The sequence below is a fragment of the Streptococcus sanguinis genome, from assembly GCF_900635155.1.
Taxonomy (GTDB): domain Bacteria; phylum Bacillota; class Bacilli; order Lactobacillales; family Streptococcaceae; genus Streptococcus; species Streptococcus sanguinis_G.
In genome coordinates this window covers 749,584-766,348 of sequence record NZ_LR134002.1, presented here as the reverse complement: position 1 = coordinate 766,348, position 16,765 = coordinate 749,584, and the positions used below count along the sequence as shown (strand labels likewise).

The following is a 16,765-nucleotide window of genomic DNA, read 5'->3' as shown; positions in this document are numbered from 1 at the left end:
TTACACCTCGAATCGGCTCTAACGTAGCCACCGTTTTATGTTTGCATAAAAGCTGATAGAGTAGTCCCAACTGCATCCTCTACGCGATTTCCAGCTCCACGCGCTCTCTAAAAGATTTCCTGCAGGTGATATGTCTCTAGAAAACATTATAGCACGATTGGAGAAATTTGCAAGAGCTATTGTCCATCAAAACCAGAAAAATGATTTAGAGCCTCTTGACTCAAAGTGGCAGCTTGACGTTTTTTACGGTATTGCTCTGCCAACAGCATTCCTCCCAAAGAAAGGAATAACAAGACATGAATATCCCTAGCATTATAAAGCGTGGAAGTGATTGGATTATAAATCTTGTCTCCTGAGTAAAAAAGTCCGTCAAAAAAGTTTTTGAATAGATAATAATACTGAACCCCTGGAATCAAAAGAAGAAAGGGCAGTGAAAAATCTTGCATCCGAGTATTTATATAAACAATCACTGCACCAATCAAAGGAAGCAGCACAGCATAATAAAATAAATTAAGATTAGAAAGCCAGTTCAAATCGCTTCCCATACTCTCTGTATTATTTATAAAATATTGCCAAATTTGTTCCCAAATCAAACCCGAACCAACGACAATGCCATAGAACAAAAGCAACAAAGGCAGCTGTTTGAGATATTTTTTCATAAGATTTCTCCTCTATTTCTAAATAAAACCTTGCATAAATAGCTATTGCCGCAATGATGCAAGGCATGTTTCTATTCTAATAATTTAGTAATATTCCTGATTTTTTTCACTTGCTTACTCGAAGCTTTGAGGATACGAACGGAGCCATTGATGGGTAGAGAGATGACCTTGCCAGGCAAATAGGCCACCGTCTTGGCCAGACGCTTGGCAGCACTTTCCTCTGGGCTAAGCTCGTTGTGGAAGTCCTTGGAAATGGTTAAATCCAGATAAAACTCATAGACTCTGCGGCCAAAATTCTCCGCTGAAATTTCGTAGAGCTTGTCTGCTAACTTCTGCTCATCCATATCAGGCGTCGCAATAATTGCCTCTAAAATAGCACCTGATAAATCACGCTCTTGGTAATAAAGGGTTCCAAAAATTTTGTCACTGATAACATTATCCAGATAAGGATTGCCATGAGCAATAATCGGCGTACCGCTGGCTAAGCTTTCCAGATAAGTCAGACCTTGAGTCTCACTGGTTGAGGCAGAGATAAAGAAATCCGCAGCTTTATAGTAAAGGGCCGTATCACTAGGAGCAATCATCCCCGTAAAAATGACAGCTTCTTCAATCTGAAGCTTGGCAACCAGTTCTTTCAAGTCTTCCGCATAGGGACCATCGCCGACAATGACTAGCTTGACTTTGTCATTTTCTTCAAGGACAGCAGGCATCGCCTCAACGATAGCCTGGATATTCTTTTCATAAGAAATACGGGACAGACTGAGCAGCATAATCTCATCTTCAGCCAGACCTAGCTTGAAACGCAGCTTCTTGATATCCTCACGCGAAATTTCCGGCCGCTCAAACTTCGCCAGCTCAATCCCTGTCGGAATCACCCGTTTTTCTGCTTCGATTTTATAATCAACCAAAAGGTCATAAACAATCTCGCTAGGGCAGATAACCCCATCCAAGTCACTCATGAAGCCACGGACGATGTACTTGACCATACTAGGACGGATGACCATCCCCTTGGCAATATAGTGCACATAATCTTCATACTGGGTATGATAGGTATGTACTACCGGAATCCGAAGCTCTTTGGCAATCCAAATCCCCAGCAGCCCTAGTGAAAACTCAGTCTGAGTATGGATAATATCCAGCTGGTACTGACGAGCAATTTCTAGCGCATGAGAAAAGCCTCGGTAAGCCACTCTTCGGTCCTTAAAGGCAAAGAAAGGTACGCTGGGAATCCGAATAATCTGCCAATCCTCATAACGATTGACATCCTTGTCCGTCGTCGTAAAAATAAATACCGTGTGACCTAATTTTTCCAGCTCCGTCTTCAAAGTCCGAATACTGGTAGCAACCCCAGAGACCTGAGGAAAATAGGTATCTGTAAAAAGACCAATACGCATCTTACATCTCCAAAACTGTTTGATAAGCCTCAACTAACTGATCTGCAACATCGTCAATAGACCGGCTTTTAGCCACCTGATAGCCTGCTTCGCGCTTGTCCACCTTTTTATCTAAGACATTTCTCAGAGACTGGACAAACTCATCTACATTATGGCAGAGCTCGGCTGAACGCTCATCCACCCAGCCCTGATAGACTGGAATATCACGCAGCACAACATTCTGCTCACTAGCCAAGGCTTCCAGGACAACAATTCCTTCAGTTTCCTCATAGGACGGGAAAAAGAAGGCATCTGCTCCAGACATGGCTCCCTGAAATACCGCTCCCTTAAAATAGCCGGGAAATTCGACATTATCAGGGTGGTCAAAGAGAACCAGCCGGCGAATCTTGCGTGGAATCAACCAGAGATTGATAGAGCCCAGCCAGATAAAGCGTACATCAGGCATTCTGCGGGCAACCTCTACAAAATCCTCAATCCCCTTGCGGCGGAAATAAAGACCAGCACAAACGACCACCTTCTGCCCCTCTTCAATCTTGAAGTACTTTTTAAATACTTCTTCCTTGCGAGCATCTTTCTTATACTTAGGCAGGTCAATGCCGTTTGACACAGCCACCATAGGCGTAGTGACCCCATAAGACTGGATAAGCTGCTTGGAATACTCCGATGGCGTGATAATGAAATCCGCCTTTTTATACATGTGCGTCAGATATTTACCAAAAAGCGGAGCAAAGAGATTGGAACCAATAAAGGAATTTTCAAAGTCCTCCTTGGTCGAATGCCCATGCATAATCACTTTTTTATTGCCCCTCTTGGCAGCATGCAGAAGAAGCAAGCTACGGGGACCATAGGTATTGATGTGGACCACATCATAATCTCCTAAAACGTCCGTCGTATAAGGAATCCCAGCCAAATCCAAGGCATGCATCTGATGCTGGAGGGCTCGGCCGATTCCTGATTTCTCCAAAACGGACTTTCCTTCAAGATACAGTAATACTTTCATACTTCCTATTATACCTAAAATAAAATAAAAAGGAAAACCACAAGGGCAAATGAGGTAAAAAATCCATCCAAAGCCTGATAGCATATAGAAAACTGCTCTAACTGAATGGAAACAAAAAAAGCTGAGGTACTACGCCTCAGCCTCACTCAATAATAGTGAAAATCTCTTAAAGCAGTCATTGACTTAGTCTCTTCAGACGCTTTTCAAGTTCAGAGAAGTTCCTAAGCAGTCTTGCAGAACACCGCTTATTTCCGAGTTGATTTACGCTCGCTAATGCTGTGAGCCAGTAGAACTTCGCGTTCTTCCAATTCTTCCTTATGCATAATCTTAGTCAGCATGCGCATACTGATAGCGCCAATGTCATAGAGGGGCTGACCGATTGTGGAAAGGTTAGGACGAGTGAAACGAGCTACTTGCGAATCATCACTGGTAATGATTTCAAAATCTTCTGGAACCTTGATTCCTTGATCAGATAGACCATTTAAGAGGCCTGCTGCCAACTCATCTCCTGTGACAAAAGCTGCTGTTGCTTTGGAAGCAACGACACGCTCCGCCAAGTGGTAGCCATCATCATAAGAATATTTAGATTCAAAAACCAAGCCTTCGCTGTAAGAAAGTTTCTTGTTCTTCAAGCCATCTTTATAGCCTGATAGACGGATTTTCCCGTTGATATCATCTACGAGCGGTCCGCTGACAAAGGCAATTTTCTTATTGCGTTTAGCCAGTAATTCTACAGCATCAACCGTTGCTTGCTTGTAGTCAATATTGACGCTCGGAAGCTGATGCTCCACATCGACAGTACCCGCCAAAACGACCGGTGTGCGCGAACGTGAAAACTCTGAGCGTATTTTCTCCGTCAGATGATAGCCCATGAAAATAATGCCATCCACCTGTTTAGAAAAGAGAGTATTGACAACGGATACTTCCTTATCATCGTCCTCATCACTGTTAGCCAAGACAATATTGTATTTATACATTTCAGCAATATCGTCAATCCCTTTTGCCAAGGTTGAGAAATAGCTATTGGTAATATTTGGAATGACAACGCCGACGGTTGTAGTCTTCTTGCTGGCTAGTCCACGTGCTACTGCATTTGGACGATAGTCAAGACGATCAATGACCTCTAAAACTTTTTTACGTGTGTTTTCTTTGACGTTCTTGTTTCCATTCACTACTCGACTGACTGTCGCCATCGAAACTCCCGCTTCACGGGCGACATCATAAATCGTTACTGTGTCGTCTGTGTTCATATAGTTTCCTTTCTTCTATTGAAAATATCGTTTTCACTTTCCTACATTCACCATTTTATCACTTCTTGTAAACACTTTCAAGTATTTTGATAAGTTTTTGAAAAGTCTTGCTTTTTTTGACATTTTTTGCCAAAATAGAGGCATAGAAAGAAGGTTGTGACCATGACAAAAATCCAACAAATCACCCACTATCTCGAGAATGAGAAGCTAGATGCTGCTGTCCTGTCTGACCCTGTCACTATCAATTATCTGACTGGTTTCTACAGTGACCCGCATGAGCGGCAGATGTTTTTGTTTGTCTATCCTGACCATGAGCCCCTGCTCTTCGTGCCAGCTCTAGAGGTTGAGCGGGCTTCAGGAGCTGTTTCATTTTCAGTCCTTGGCTATATGGACTCGGAAAATCCTTGGCAGAAGATTAAAGCTGCCCTGCCGAATCACTCTTTCAAGACTGTCGCTCTTGAGTTTGACAACTTGATTTTGACCAAATATCATGGATTGAAAACTGTTTTTGATAGTGCAGAATTTACCAACCTGACTCCTTACGTCAACCGCTTGCGCCTGATTAAGTCTGCCGATGAAATCCAGAAAATGCTGGTAGCTGGCCAATATGCTGACAAGGCTGTTAATATCGGTTTTGACAATATTTCACTGGACAATACCGAAACAGATATCATCGCTCAGATTGACTTTGCCATCAAGCGCGAAGGTTATGAGATGAGCTTTGAAACTATGGTGCTGACGGGAAATAATGCAGCTAATCCGCACGGCATTCCCGGTGTCAATAAAGTTGAAAATAACGCCCTCCTCCTTTTTGACCTTGGCTGCATGGTCAATGGCTATGCCAGCGATATGACACGGACCGTTGCTGTCGGCCAGCCGGATCAGTTCAAAAAGGATATCTACCATCTGACATTGGAAGCCCAGCAAGCTGCTCTTGACTTTATCAAGCCAGGCGTCACAGCTCATGAAGTAGACCGTGCCGCTCGGCAAGTCATCGAAAAAGCGGGCTATGGTGAGTATTTCAATCACCGCCTCGGCCACGGTATCGGTATGGATGTTCACGAATTTCCATCCATTATGGAAGGCAACGACATGGTCATCGAAGAAGGCATGTGCTTCTCTGTTGAGCCTGGTATCTACATCCCTGGCAAGGTCGGTGTCCGCATCGAGGACTGCGGCTATGTCACTAAGAACGGTTTTGAACTCTTCACCGAGACTAGCAAGGACTTGCTGTATTTTGAATAGAATTTTATAGGCCTATATTATGTCTTGAATGATTATTGGACTTGGCAAAAGCCATCTGCCCATTTTAGCTATGATTGTCGGAGGCTTTCAGGCATCACTTTTTGATTAATGAGAAAATTGAATAAAGTGACCGCTTCTCACTCTTCTTTAGCTCAAATAGGTTTTGAGCATTGTTATAGCTGTCTTAGTCCTTACGCATTTATAATTTCAAAAAAACGATGGAAAAGTTTCTGTCGTTTTTTCTTGTTTCCTAGTAATTATACTAATTCATTTAGGTTCACCTGCTTTTCTTCCAATGATGTCGTCTCTCGAGACATTCCGAAGAACTCAATGGCTCCTCACTATCCAGTTTTTACACTAGCAAGATGATTTCATCACTGAAAATATTAAAAATCTTGCTACCAACAAAAAAACTCCACAAAAACTTATCATATCACAGGTTTTTATCCCTTCTTGCCCTTCTGATTTAAAAATGTTATAATTTTTTATGAAATTGTCTAAAAATTCTAATCTTTGCTATTAAGGAGGTCTGGATGCTCTTCAAAAGGTCAGAAAATCACGGGTTTTCTCGCTATATCTGCCTGCTCTTGCTTCTCATCGTTTTTCTGGCTTGTTCCCTCTTTTTGGCAGTATCTTTGGGATCAGTTACTATTGACATACAAGATACTTACCAGATTATTTTCAGTAAGCTCGGTTTTCCCCATGGCACAGGCAAACTATCGCCGTCCACAATCGCTATTGTTTGGAACATGCGGGTTCCAAGAGTGCTTTTGGGAATCCTAGCTGGTGCTGGGCTATCTGTCTGTGGCAGTGTCATGCAATCTACTGTCAATAATCCTATCGCAGAGCCTTATATCCTGGGAATTTCAGCGGGTGCAACCTTCGGAGCCACACTGAGCATTATATTAGGACTCAAATCCATTACTGGCGCAGGTGCCTTTATAGGAGCCATTCTGGCATCGGCAGTGGTCCTTTTTATAGCATCCATGCAGGGAAAAATGACGACAAGCAGTCTGATTTTATCAGGAACAGTTGTAAATGCCCTTTTTATCGCCTTTTCCAACTTTATCATTTCTGTCGGTGCTAATGCTGACAGCCTTATGACGATCAAGTTCTGGACCATGGGCTCGCTAACCGGAACTTCTTGGTCAGACCTTGCCTTGCCAGCTCTTGTTGTTGGTCTCTCCTTTTTGTTTTTCTGTTCCCAGTATCGGATTTTCAATACTATGATGATGGGGGACGAAGCAGCTCTGACACTGGGAGTCCCTCTGCGTTTTTACTGGTTCCTCTATATCACAGTTGTCTCAGTCATGACAGCGGTACTGGTTGCCTGCTGCGGCATTATCGGCTTTGTCGGACTAATCACTCCGCACATTGCTCGAAGATTAGTCGGTACCAACTACAAAAGGCTCTTTCCTATCGCTACCCTGCTCGGCTCTCTCTTTCTTGTCTGGGCAGATGTTTTGGCTCGAATTTTGGTCAAAAATGTCGAGCTGCCGATTGGGATCTTCACTGCTTTAGTCGGTGCACCCTTCTTTATCTACATTGTAGCCAAAAGCCGAAAGGAGGTAAGCAGCTGATATGGATCTAACTTGCCAAAATATCCACTATTCTATTGGCCCAAAAGAGATTTTAAAAGGGATTTCGCTCAAGGTCGAGGGAAATCAGTTTCACACCATTTTAGGCCCCAATGGAAGCGGCAAAACTAGTCTGCTCAAAACTATCTACCGCCAAATCAAACCTGATAGCGGGGACATTTATCTAGACGGAAGGCCGCTTGAACAGGTCAGCATAAAAAAAGCAGCCCAGAAAATAGCCGTTGTAACTCAGTTTAACCATCTTCAGTTTGACTGCACCGTCCAAGAAATCGTCATGCTGGGCAGGACTCCTCATCTGTCCCTTTTTCAAAAAGAGAGCGAAAAAGATTATGCCCTTGTCCGTCATGCCTTGAGGCAGGTGGACATGCTGGACAAGGGAGAGCGAACCTATCTATCCCTGTCCGGTGGTGAGAAGCAAAGAGTCTTGCTGGCACGCTCTTTGGCTCAACAGCCAAGCCTACTGCTCCTAGACGAGCCAACCAATCATCTGGACATCAAATACCAGCTGGATATGCTGCGTATCGTGAAAGACCTGAAGATCAATGTTTTGGCTGTTTTACACGATATCCAACTGGCTTGTCGGTATTCAGACTATTTGTACCTCATGAAGGGAGGTGAGATTGCATACCAAGGCGCTCCAAAGGAGGCCATCACCCATGATTCACTGCAAGCCGTTTACGGTATTCAGAGCAAAGTGATCTGGACCAAGGATCGACAGGCCATGATTCAGTATCTATAAGAGCCTGCTCTCAGCTTTATCTATACAAGCTCCAAGCCCAAGAAAGGAAGGCAATATGAAAAAAACACTCAGTATCTTACTCGTCGCAACTGCTGCACTGACAATGGCAGCCTGCAATTCTTCATCTAAGGAAAGCACGAAAGAAAGCGCAACTTCACAATCTTCCTCCAAAACAGAAAGCGCGCAAAAGAGCATAGCAGAGACAAAATATCCAGTGACAATCAAGACTTACGATGCCGAAGGCAAGGAGATTGATCAGATCTTTGAAAAGGCACCGGAAAAGGTCATCACCAACAACCTTTCGACGACCGAAATCTTGATTGAACTGGGATTGAAAGACAAGATCGCCGGTATGCTCAATCCAGACAATGATGTCACAGATAAATACAAGGCTGATATTGCCACCATTCCGCAAGTCGGCGACAAGAAAACCGTATCACAGGAAACTGTGCTATCCTATGAGCCAGACGCTCTTCTTGGGCGAAACATGATGTTTTCCGAGAAATCTCTGGGGACAGTCAGTACCTGGAATGAAAACAAAATTCCTGTCTATACACAGAAGGCTTCCCCGTCCAATACCAAGCAAGACCTAGGCAATATCGTTGAAGATGTCAAGAATATAGGAACCATTTTTAATGTCCAAGACAAGGCCAATCAGTATGCCGACCAGCTACAGGCAAGAATTGACAGTGTCAAGAAAACCAATAAGGCTAGTCAAAGGGAAAAGAAAAAAGCGCTCATCATGTGTGCCTACAACGATGAGACTTTCGGTGCCTATAAATCTGCCCTGCAGGAGAGTCTGCTTAACCAGCTCGGCTATACCAATGTAGCGACTGGAACCTCTGACCTAACCTTGGAAAATCTGGTCTTTATGGATCCAGAAGTCATCATCTACGTAACCAGCGACCGCAACAAGGCCATGGATGAACAAGCAGTTGATCTAATGAAAGCTAATCCCGTTCTGGAAGATGTCCCAGCGGTTAAGAACCAGAAGATTATGACCATCTCCTATGATGAGTTCATGGATTATGGACCTGCTGTAATTGACTCACTCGAGAAAATCAATGACTTTGTCAATAAATAAGACCTTTGTCTGGGATGGGATCACTGTCAATATTGCCCTGCCCCAAGATTATGACGGATCCCGACCTTATCCAGCAATCTTGCTAAATGATGGCCAGATAAACTACCTGAGCAGGCTTTCTTCATCGGTAATCTTAATCGGACTGATATCAAACAACAGGCTGGACGATTATACACCCTGGAAAGCCAATGCTCTAAGGCCTGGCAATCCTGATTTTGGCGGCGGAGCAGATAGCTACCACCAAAAACTATTCAACGGTATATTAGCAGAAATCAGACAGCACTACCTACTGGATGACAAGAGAATTGCCTATGGTGGCTACTCTCTCGGTGGACTAGCGGCTGTTTACAGTCTCTATAGTGTCTGCGAAGTTCCCTGTGTTTTTTCTATCTGCGGTTCTTTTTGGTACCCAGGTTTTAGCGACTATTGCCGGACACAGGACTTGAAAAACAAGGACTGTCTAGTCTATTTGCAGAATGGAAAGACAGAAGGTGCGAATCACTCGAACCGACTTTCCAAAGCTCCTTTTTATGCTGCAGAAATTCATCGCTTGATTCAGAAAGAAATCCTTACCACCTGCTCCGCCTTTGACCCTTACGGTCATCATGAAGCTCTCAAAGAGCGCTATGCTGCCTTTGCAGAATGGTTGACTACACAATGGCATATCGACTAATGAAAAACCCCTTTGTCACTTACAACATCTGACAAAGGGGTTTTTAGTTTATTAATGCAAGCAAAAGACTCTCACCAGTACAATGGTGAAAGTCTTGAGTAGAAAGATTTATTCAGTCTTCTCCCCCGCCTCCAACTTCAGTAGAAAAGATTTTTTATCAAGACCGCCGGCATAGCCTGTCAAATTTTATTTCGATTCAAATTCTACACTACTTTCAGCAGCCATCAGTTGGTCAGAAAATGAATAGGACTCATAATTATTATCAGGATTATCCGTCCACATTTCACATTGCTTGATAACAGTCACAATGGCATCTTCGACACCCTCCGGTGGATATTTGTGTTTCCTAAGGAGCCGTTTAACAAGCATGCGCATACGAGCACGCGCAGAATGTTTTTTCTGCCAATCAATAGTTCTGCTTTTGCGCAATGTCTCCGTTAATTCATGAGTCATTGCAACAAACTCATCATTTTCATAAAAATCTTTGACTGCTTGTGGTTGCGTCAAAGCATCATAGAAAGCTAATTCTTCATCGGTAAGACCTAAAGAATCCCCCTCTTCGTGAGCTTTCGCCATTTCTTTGGCCATTTTCATTAATTCAGAAATAACTTCTTCATTCGAAAGCATGCCATTCAGATATGCTCTCATCGCTCGCGAAAGAATTTCAGAGAACTTTTCGGATTTGACTAAATTTGTTCTTTGATATAAGGTAATCTGCTCTTGTAATAATTTTTTTAAGAGTTCTACCGCTATGTTTTTTTCCTTCATTTTAGAGATTTCATCTAAAAATTTAGGATCAAATAACGAAAATCCTGTATCAATATCTGAGAATAAATTAATGACACCTTCACTCTTGATAGAAGATTTTAGTAACTCATTGATACGATCATTAATATCTTTCAGAGAAAGCTTTTTACCCTCCCCAGTTATTCGTGTCAGCAATGTTCTGACTGCTTCAAAATAAGCTGCTTCAAAACGTTGCTCAGGAGTAAGCAAAGAACGACAAAGTGATAACGCTTGGCGTAAGAGTAACGATTCTTTTATGAAGAGCTCTTTCTTCTTCTCCTTGTCTACACTTGACAAGAAGTTTACCCCGCCACTAATTGTTTTAGCTCTGATTAAATCACTTGATTTAGAGAGCATGAATTCTGAATAGTCAAACCCATAAAACAAATCACGACAGACCTCTAGTTTTTCAACAAACTTTGGTAAAGCTGTCTTAGCTATATCAGTGTCCCCAAAGTTACCTTTATCTCGATTTGTATAATCGTACATAGCTTTCTTTAAAACACTTGAAATACCGATATAATCAACTACAAGCCCACCCTCTTTATCTTTGTATACACGGTTAACACGAGCGATTGCCTGCACAAGATTATGACCTTGCATTGGCTTATATACATACATGGTAGCAAGGCTAGGAACATCAAATCCAGTCAGCCACATATCAACGACGATAGCAATCTTAAAAGAGATTAGCTGGAAGAGCTATAATCCCCTCAATTAAGTCATCTTCGATAATTTTTTTACGAATGTCTCCTTCACCGCTCTGAGTCGATGAGAGTGAGCCATTTGCCAGAACCAAACCAACCTTGCCATTACTAGGATCCATATGATGAATCATGTGTTGAATCCAAGCATAGTTTGCATTGCTATTAGGTGGCGTTCCGTATTTCCAGCGAATATCATCTTGCAGTTTATCTGCTCCCCAGTTAGAAATATTAAAAGGGGGATTAGCCATGATATAGTTAGCTTTTAGTGTCGGATGTAAATCATTGAAAAAGCTGTTCGCTTGGTGCTCACCAAAATCCGCATCAATACCTCGGATAACCATGTTCATCTTGGCCATCTTCCAAGTATCAGCATTGGATTCTTGACCAAAAACAGATAAATTATTGATATTTCCACTATGATTCTCTATAAACTTAGCTGACTGAACGAACATACCGCCTGACCCAACTAATAAATCGTAAAAGATCTAGTTACTCTCACTAGTTGCTTTCATTTAATATATTGTCATAATAATATTCTCCCAATATTTTGGATCTTTCCTCTATATCATTTTCATTAAAATTTGGATATTTATTGCAAAAATTTCGAACTTGATTATATTTTGATTTTTTATATACTTCTAATTTCTCTTCATAGGCTAGATCACTAGCTTCATTATTTAAATCAATTTCTAAACATATTAAATTTCCAATGAATAATGTGTTATCGTTTGATATATCTTCGTTAATTATGTGTTCTATAGATGAATCTATACTATAAACTTCGCTATTATTTAATTTTGATGAAATTTTATTCAATACATATTTTGTTATTGCGTTAGTTGGAGACTCTTCTTTAGAAAACCTTAAACGTATAAAACCTGAAAGAAACTCTTCTTTTTGGGGATATCTGTCCTCAAACTCTTGATATAAGTATTCCTCTAAAATATTATTTGTATCACTTTTATTTTCGCTTTCTCGCAATTTTATTGCCAGCTTAGAAAATCTTGACTCATAAATATTTGCTTGATTTTTTAATACTCCTGTATATGCGAAAATAAAGTTTTCAATGTAATTAACCGCATCCTTGAAAGCTTTTGATGATATTTTGTCATTTGATTTAAATTTAAGTTCAAATAATGCTAATAGTGCTATTCTTGCTTGTGTAACGCCAAATGTTTTCTCTATAGCTTTTAAACTCTGGATTAACCAATTATATTCTTTTCTGTTATTATAATCATCTATATTAGGACTTACTATTTCCATATACGTCTCTGCTATAGTACTTAAATCTTCAACAAATTCCTCATATGATTTTTTACTAGATTTAATATGTTTTTTAAAAGAATCATATAGCTTTGAATTAGTTGTCTTTTGATATTTTGAAATCCAATAATGCCTATAAAATGTAGCAAATCCAATATTGGGATTTCTACTTCTCAATGTAGTTTTAATTCCCTCCCATTTACTTTCTATAATCTTATCCTTTGCATTATCGTCAGCATGAAATTTAGAATATATACTATTTTTAATTAAATCAATACTCGCAAGGTTTTTTCCCTTTGCATTCAATATTTCAAATATCTCATAAGCCGAATCTTTTTCTTCCGTTAAAATAGATATAACATTCATCTGAAGGATCTGATCTCTAATTGCTATCAACAAATCTTTATAAAGAGTGTTTTCATTGAAATCATATTTCCCTTTTAACTTCATCTCCTCCAACTCTGACTCAAAATAATTATAGGTTTGTTTTATGTTAATTTCTTCTTCGGTTGCAGGTTCAACATCAGTTTTTTCAATTGACTGAACATATGCTTCAAAATATGGGTATGAGGTAATACTTTTTAACTTAGGAATAGGACTTCCATAATCATCTTTTGTTTTAATATATTTAAATGTTGCTTCTGCTAAATCTTCTTCTTTTATATTTTTGAATTTATTGGTTAGAACTGATAACAATATAGTAATAACTGTAAGTCTTTGTTGACCATCAATAACTTCTATACTTTCATCTTTTTTTTCAGATCCCGAGAAAACCATAGTGCCTATAAAATAATCTGTGTTAATTAGCTTTTTATCTTCCTGTTTTATTCCTTCAAGTATATCTATAAAAAAGGTGTTATAGTAATACTTATCCCAGCTATATTCTCGCTGAAAATTCGGAATACTCATCATAGGATATGAACTAAACATTGTTTTAATTGTTTTTTTTTCTGGTGTAAATTTCATTTTACCTTCCTCCTATTAATAATTTTTCTATAATTTTAGTCCTTAAACCCAGTGTTCATCGTTACTATCTGCCGTTGTCGTAATTATGACGCGAGATCCACCTGTTAATCATATGGTCATATCAATACTTACAGCTAATAAATTTTCCGTCTATTCAAGTAGATTGTTAATTCTATAAACTGGGATTTAGAAATCTACATATTTGAAAAATTCACCTCTTAGAAATACTCGTTTTACTATTAGTATTCTTCTTTATTTAAATATAAATTGCAATAGGAATTACAATAACAGCAGGACCAGTTATTTTTGTTTTCAACTCAGGCAAATTGAATTGTTGCATATCAGTTGTTTTAAATGCTGAAAACATCTCATTTAATAATTCTTCTGATAGGATAGATAATGAAGTTTTTCTAAGAAGATCAATGTTTTCCGTATCTTTTTCACATATGGATATTACTTTACCAAGAACTTTAAAACGACCACCAATAATTTCCGATATATTGTCATTTGTAAGATATTGTTCTTGTACCGATAGCACTGTCATTCCTTTGGAATCAGACAAAATAAAATCAATTGTACCACTATGTTTTAACTCATTAGCAAATGACTCAATTTGTTTTATAGTTTCATTTTCTTTTTGCTTTTGATTATTTGCCTGTTTTTTATTACCTAGCTGTGGTTTTTCAGCAAAAATTTCCACCATACGAAAAAGGTCAATAAAAATATCCATATAATTTATTAGCGGATTTTTTTGTAATTCTCCTTCAACTTCAATAAAATCACCTACTTTCATTTTAGAAAAATTAAAATCTGAATTCAACATTTTATGTTCTAACAAAAATCCACGGAACTTGGACAAAAGAGAAACATTTGTGTGTACCTTTTCTTTAACAACACTTTCATTTTCACCCTTGTTTCCATCATGGCTTAATTCACCAGAAATATTAATTCTTAATAGTTTACTTAAAATCGTAGCAGATGTTGAAACTCCTGCATCGACCTTTTGAGCAGAATGATTTTCTTTATGTTCTGTATAATTGACCTGACTCACCATTGAAAAACCATCTTCCATAATAGCAAGCATATCTAAAACAATTTTTTCATTTATATATATCGGAACAATGAGTCTGTCTAAATTTATATCGTTCATTATTTTAATTCCTTTATTGCTTCTCTTTTTCACTTGCAAATTTAAATTTGTTTAGCTTTTTATTCTTTGAAAACAATTATTTCTTTTCTTCTAATCTTTTGATACCACTTTCATTAAGTTTTTCAAGTGACATCAGTTGAGTTCTTGCAAGCTTTCTAAGTTCTATCATTCTTTCTTTTGGGTTCATTCCTTTATCACTAAGAACTGCATTGTAGCTTTCCATATTGGCAAGTACCAATAATTCATTTAAACTTGCATAGTCTATCATATTACCCTTTTAATCTAGATTTTCTTCCTGCCACTGTTTTGCTCTTTTGTTAAATAAGGCAACATTGAGCATATCTGCTTCACTTGCGTATTTATAGGATAATTACTAGTTTGTTAGATCTCTTAAGAGATATTCTTTAATTGCATCTGATTTAAGTCTTTTATAGTCTTGAATAATGTAAAGCTTAAATTCTGGCGAAATCCATAAAGCAAATTCCATTGCTATATCAGTATGAGTAAATGTGCCTCCATATCGTCCTGACTTAGAAACAATACCTATTGCATTTGTCTTTTTAATCCAATTTTGTGGTGACAATGTAAATGCGTTACTACCTGCTTCATTTCTAAACCTATCGAATTCGATAGGTTTAAAATCTGGATTATGCATTGATTCTCATAAACCTAAAAACTGAATATTGTCTTTGCCCCTCAACCAGTTATTAATAACAATAAATGGTTCATCACTTTTATATCTTTCAATATCCGTTAAACTTATATAGTCATTTTTAAAGTCTTCAGTATAAATTTGAATAGCAAAACCTTTTGCTTTAATCATGTCTTTTTTCACCTTAGACATGTGAATTCCTCCTTTATGCTGATGTACTGTTTACAACATTTATTTCCGTAATAACTGCTCTAAACAGCAAACCACTATTCATTTTTTTGATTTTAAACTTTGGTAGAAGGTCTAAAATCCTTGTATTTACTTGACTATTTGCCTGTGTCATTATTATGACACGAAACCCACAAGCAGGATCATAAACACGGCCTCTATAAGGCTTTAATATTTCTACAATCGTTTTTACGATGCTGGTCGGAGTATAAAACTCACCACCTCGTTTTCCTTCATATGCCGCAAATTGTTCAATACAATATTCATAAGCACGCCCAAGTATATCTTTTTCATTCTCACCTTCATACATTTTAATATTGGTAAAAATGTCTACAAATTCCCCTAAAACTCGCTTATCTAAGTCTAGACTGACATAGATCTGAGGAAGGACATTCTCTAGACTAGGATTATCCTCTTCAATTTCACGCATAGCCTCATCCAAGACTGTGCCAATTTCCGAAGAATGGGCATGACTCGCAATAAATTGCCATCTAGCTATTTCAGGGACAAAGAAAATGTTCTCCTCTGAATATGCATCAGGATCATTCTCAAATCCGTCACCCTCTGCAAGTAATTGTTGGTATTTTTCTTCAAAAGCATCTGATACATATTTTAAAAAGATTAGACCAACAATAACTTTTCTGTACTCTAACGCTGAAATGTGCCCCCGAAGTGAATCTGCAGCATCCCATAGTTCCTTTTCAAATCCAATATTTGCGTTTGATTTTTTCGCCATTTTATACTCTTTTCCTATTTTAATCACATCCATTTTACCATATTTAAAGTAAGTTAAAAAGCACCATTCGGTGCTTTTTAGTTTATCAATAGTTTAAAATAGCCATCCTATTGTTTTCTCCCCCATCTCTAGTTTCAACAGAAAGGCTTTTTTATCAAGACCGCCGGCATAACCGGTCAGCTTGCCATCACTCCCGACAATCCGGTGGCAGGGAATCAGAAGGGAAATGGGATTATGACCGATGGCACCACCGACTGCTCTAGCAGAACCAATCTTACCGTACTCGGCTTGTAATTTCCGTAGAATGTCTGAATAGGTAGCCGTTTGTCCATAGGGAATCTTCTGCAGCACTGTCAGAACCTTGCTTCTAAACTCAGTCACTTGAGGTGCCAATGGAATTTCATCTGTCGCGGGATTTTCTCCCTTAAAATAAGCATCCAGCCAAGCAGAGACGCGTCGGCTGACTTCTGTCTCTTCCTGTTGCGCTTGCTCCAAATCGTAGCCTGCCCCAAAATATTTCTGGCCATCCAGCCAAAGCCCCAACAAGGCATTTGCGTCTGTCAAGATGAGAATCCGGCCAATCGGTGATGCATAATAAGTCTTGTACATAGTTTTTCTTTCTTTTAACTTCTTGA

At 39.1% G+C, this 16,765-nt stretch carries 12 protein-coding genes and 4 pseudogenes; 5 read left to right on the top strand and 11 right to left on the bottom strand.

Going from position 1 to position 16,765, the window contains the following annotated elements; translation table 11 throughout:
* Positions 1-176 precede the first annotated feature (176 nt).
* From ELZ47_RS03950 to ccpA, 4 genes are all read right to left on the bottom strand, one after another.
* The gene (locus ELZ47_RS03950; protein ID WP_126435315.1) at positions 177-659 is read right to left on the bottom strand and encodes a hypothetical protein; all 483 of its coding nucleotides are present in this window, start codon (positions 657-659) and stop codon (positions 177-179) included.
* Between the two features lie 71 nt (positions 660-730).
* Positions 731-2,053 (bottom strand): glycosyltransferase family 4 protein, encoded by a 1,323-nt coding sequence (locus ELZ47_RS03945; RefSeq protein ID WP_002894916.1) that lies wholly within the window; start codon positions 2,051-2,053, stop codon positions 731-733.
* Between the two features lies 1 nt (position 2,054).
* Positions 2,055-3,053, bottom strand: coding sequence for a glycosyltransferase family 4 protein (locus ELZ47_RS03940; RefSeq protein ID WP_002904961.1), 999 nt, complete (start codon positions 3,051-3,053; stop codon positions 2,055-2,057).
* 245 nt (positions 3,054-3,298) lie between these two features.
* Positions 3,299-4,303 (bottom strand): catabolite control protein A, encoded by a 1,005-nt coding sequence (gene ccpA, locus ELZ47_RS03935; protein WP_004192897.1) that lies wholly within the window; start codon positions 4,301-4,303, stop codon positions 3,299-3,301.
* Between the two features lie 162 nt (positions 4,304-4,465).
* On the opposite strand from ccpA, the gene ELZ47_RS03930 reads away from it, so the two are divergent.
* The 5 genes from ELZ47_RS03930 (at position 4,466) to ELZ47_RS03910 (ending at position 9,642) form a co-directional block, all read left to right on the top strand.
* Positions 4,466-5,548: a M24 family metallopeptidase gene (locus ELZ47_RS03930; RefSeq protein ID WP_126435314.1), complete on the top strand. Its 1,083-nt coding sequence runs from the start codon at positions 4,466-4,468 to the stop codon at positions 5,546-5,548.
* A gap of 533 nt (positions 5,549-6,081) precedes the next feature.
* A complete protein-coding gene (locus tag ELZ47_RS03925; protein WP_126435313.1) occupies positions 6,082-7,128 on the top strand; it encodes a FecCD family ABC transporter permease in 1,047 nt (348 codons plus the stop codon).
* Between the two features lies 1 nt (position 7,129).
* Positions 7,130-7,885 (top strand): ABC transporter ATP-binding protein, encoded by a 756-nt coding sequence (locus ELZ47_RS03920; protein ID WP_126435312.1) that lies wholly within the window; start codon positions 7,130-7,132, stop codon positions 7,883-7,885.
* Positions 7,886-7,940: 55 nt separating this feature from the next.
* Entirely contained in the window at positions 7,941-8,969 is a 1,029-nt protein-coding gene (locus ELZ47_RS03915; RefSeq protein ID WP_126435311.1) for an ABC transporter substrate-binding protein, read from the top strand.
* Positions 8,950-9,642, top strand: a complete 693-nt coding sequence (locus ELZ47_RS03910; protein ID WP_126435310.1) for an alpha/beta hydrolase-fold protein — start codon at positions 8,950-8,952, stop codon at positions 9,640-9,642. The genes ELZ47_RS03915 and ELZ47_RS03910 overlap by 20 nt, the downstream gene beginning before the upstream one ends.
* 186 nt (positions 9,643-9,828) lie before the next feature.
* Here the strand turns inward: ELZ47_RS03910 and ELZ47_RS03900 are convergent.
* The 7 genes and pseudogenes from ELZ47_RS03900 to ELZ47_RS03870 all read right to left on the bottom strand — a co-directional run.
* Positions 9,829-11,112 (bottom strand): annotated as a pseudogene (locus ELZ47_RS03900) (type I restriction enzyme endonuclease domain-containing protein); the annotation flags it as partial.
* Positions 11,111-11,614, bottom strand: a pseudogene (locus ELZ47_RS03895) (HsdM family class I SAM-dependent methyltransferase); the annotation flags it as partial. The pseudogenes ELZ47_RS03895 and ELZ47_RS03900, both read right to left, overlap by 2 nt.
* Before the next feature lie 19 nt (positions 11,615-11,633).
* Positions 11,634-13,364, bottom strand: coding sequence for a DUF262 domain-containing protein (locus ELZ47_RS03890; protein ID WP_126435309.1), 1,731 nt, complete (start codon positions 13,362-13,364; stop codon positions 11,634-11,636).
* 256 nt (positions 13,365-13,620) lie between these two features.
* Positions 13,621-14,514 (bottom strand): DUF6414 family protein, encoded by an 894-nt coding sequence (locus ELZ47_RS03885; protein WP_197715328.1) that lies wholly within the window; start codon positions 14,512-14,514, stop codon positions 13,621-13,623.
* Positions 14,515-14,590: 76 nt separating this feature from the next.
* Positions 14,591-15,358 (bottom strand): annotated as a pseudogene (locus ELZ47_RS03880) (KilA-N domain-containing protein).
* A 166-nt stretch (positions 15,359-15,524) separates the two neighbouring features.
* Positions 15,525-16,130: pseudogene (locus ELZ47_RS03875) on the bottom strand (type I restriction-modification system subunit M N-terminal domain-containing protein); the annotation flags it as partial.
* A gap of 93 nt (positions 16,131-16,223) precedes the next feature.
* Positions 16,224-16,739, bottom strand: coding sequence for a methylated-DNA--[protein]-cysteine S-methyltransferase (locus ELZ47_RS03870; protein ID WP_125331748.1), 516 nt, complete (start codon positions 16,737-16,739; stop codon positions 16,224-16,226).
* Between the last annotated feature and the right edge of the window lie 26 nt (positions 16,740-16,765).

Excerpts from the sequence above, each read along its gene's own strand:
- ELZ47_RS03950 (WP_126435315.1), bottom strand. The coding sequence starts at position 659 with ATGAAAAAATATCTCAAACAGCTGCCTTTGTTGCTTTTGTTCTATGGC.
- ELZ47_RS03945 (WP_002894916.1), bottom strand. The coding sequence starts at position 2,053 with ATGCGTATTGGTCTTTTTACAGATACCTATTTTCCTCAGGTCTCTGGG.
- ELZ47_RS03940 (WP_002904961.1), bottom strand. The coding sequence starts at position 3,053 with ATGAAAGTATTACTGTATCTTGAAGGAAAGTCCGTTTTGGAGAAATCA.
- ccpA (WP_004192897.1), bottom strand. The coding sequence starts at position 4,303 with ATGAACACAGACGACACAGTAACGATTTATGATGTCGCCCGTGAAGCG.
- ELZ47_RS03930 (WP_126435314.1), top strand. The coding sequence starts at position 4,466 with ATGACAAAAATCCAACAAATCACCCACTATCTCGAGAATGAGAAGCTA.
- ELZ47_RS03925 (WP_126435313.1), top strand. The coding sequence starts at position 6,082 with ATGCTCTTCAAAAGGTCAGAAAATCACGGGTTTTCTCGCTATATCTGC.
- ELZ47_RS03920 (WP_126435312.1), top strand. The coding sequence starts at position 7,130 with ATGGATCTAACTTGCCAAAATATCCACTATTCTATTGGCCCAAAAGAG.
- ELZ47_RS03915 (WP_126435311.1), top strand. The coding sequence starts at position 7,941 with ATGAAAAAAACACTCAGTATCTTACTCGTCGCAACTGCTGCACTGACA.
- ELZ47_RS03910 (WP_126435310.1), top strand. The coding sequence starts at position 8,950 with ATGACTTTGTCAATAAATAAGACCTTTGTCTGGGATGGGATCACTGTC.
- ELZ47_RS03890 (WP_126435309.1), bottom strand. The coding sequence starts at position 13,364 with ATGAAATTTACACCAGAAAAAAAAACAATTAAAACAATGTTTAGTTCA.
- ELZ47_RS03885 (WP_197715328.1), bottom strand. The coding sequence starts at position 14,514 with ATGAACGATATAAATTTAGACAGACTCATTGTTCCGATATATATAAAT.
- ELZ47_RS03870 (WP_125331748.1), bottom strand. The coding sequence starts at position 16,739 with ATGTACAAGACTTATTATGCATCACCGATTGGCCGGATTCTCATCTTG.